The organism is Burkholderia sp. DN3021 (assembly GCF_049805555.1).
Classification (GTDB): Bacteria; Pseudomonadota; Gammaproteobacteria; order Burkholderiales; family Burkholderiaceae; genus Burkholderia; species Burkholderia pyrrocinia_C.
Genome location: NZ_JBNCAB010000226.1, coordinates 1 through 1377 on the forward strand (window position 1 = coordinate 1; position 1377 = coordinate 1377).

Annotated in this window: 1 protein-coding gene and 1 pseudogene; both read left to right on the plus strand. The window is 54.7% G+C overall.

Features of this window, described 5'->3' with window-relative positions; translation table 11 throughout:
* Nucleotides 1-93 precede the first annotated feature (93 nt).
* Nucleotides 94-222, plus strand: a pseudogene (locus ACPUER_RS36705) (IS3 family transposase); the annotation flags it as partial.
* A 386-nt stretch (nucleotides 223-608) separates the two neighbouring features.
* Nucleotides 609-1377 (plus strand): hypothetical protein (locus ACPUER_RS36710; RefSeq protein ID WP_425133574.1); only part of this gene is annotated, 769 nt, incomplete at its 3' end.

Here is a 1377-nt window from a genome sequence, read left to right on the forward strand (position 1 = left end):
GCAGGGCGGCAGCGTGAGGGCTGGCCAAGTGAGTGCGCAGCGTGATGTATCGGTGACGGCCACGGGTGACGTGGCGCTCAATGGCGCGGTGGACAGGCACGCCTTGCGATCAGCGAGTACATCGAAATCTTCTACAACCGACAACGCACGCAGGCGCGTCTGAACTACCAATCGCCTGTCGCGTTCACGCAGCGCTTCTATCTGAATCAGATCGCTGCTTAACCCGTTGGCCTCCACGAATTCCGCCCGACCTCACTACAGGGACGGTGGACTTAATCTGCATTGCCCTAAATCTGGAATTTACCCGATCCCGCTTGCCTAATGGAAGATCCAGTCCCGGCGCGGCTCGCAGACAAATTCCACGGCTCCCGAAAACCCGCATCCAGTTATAAAAACGGACCTGCACAATGCCATTTTCCTCTTCAATAACCACATCGCTAAGCGAACCTAATCAATATCAACCCAGCGCAATAAACGCCTCCGTTTACTCGCGCACAGCGCTGGCGAATGAGATATCGGCCGTGAGGCAAGACGCGAATTCTCACCATTCGAACCCGTCAGGTCTATCGGGCAATCGTGCCACGCGCCGTGCCGATCATTTCGATCACATGTCCAGCCCAACGGACGCATCCGCCAGGATGGGCTCGGTGCGCGGGTTCGACGGCTGGCGTGTGGAGCAGGAGACTTTCGAGCGCGGGCGGCAAGTGCACACGCAACTTCCGATCAGCCCGCGCGAGGCTTGGGCAGCCATTCCGCCAGACGATGGCGCGATAGACAGAAACGGGCTGCGGATTCGGTTAAAAGAGATTATCCGCGCAATGCCGGAATCGTTTGAGAGCACGCTTGGTACACAGGTGCAATTGGAGTTTGACCCAGGTGAATACATCAAACGCGAGTTTCGGAAATGGGCCGAAGAGTTTCTTGACGAAATACCGGAATCATTTGAGAGCACGTCTGATACACATGGGCAATTGGAGTTTGATCCAGGCTACTACATCAAACGTGAGTTTCGGAAATGGGCCGAAGCGTCTCTTGACAAAATTCCGGAATCGTTTGACAGCGTGCTTGATACGCTGGTGCCATTGGATCCTGATCCATACGACGACAAAGAGAAATATAAGACTTATGATGATGTACTCGAGGCCTACAAGACTGAGAAGCATGACGATCATCCAGTGTTGCATCTTAAACCGGCTCGGCCTTGGGCAGAGCCGGTTTTGCAGCTTGTAACCATGGGAATGCCGGTATTTCACAATTGGGCACAAGGAAGACCTCTGCTGGGGCCGCTTCCTGAGCCGAGAAGAAACGATCTGGCAATCGATGACCCTGACAGACGCGTATACGCATTTATGAATAGTGCGGCCGGTAGAGAGAGGC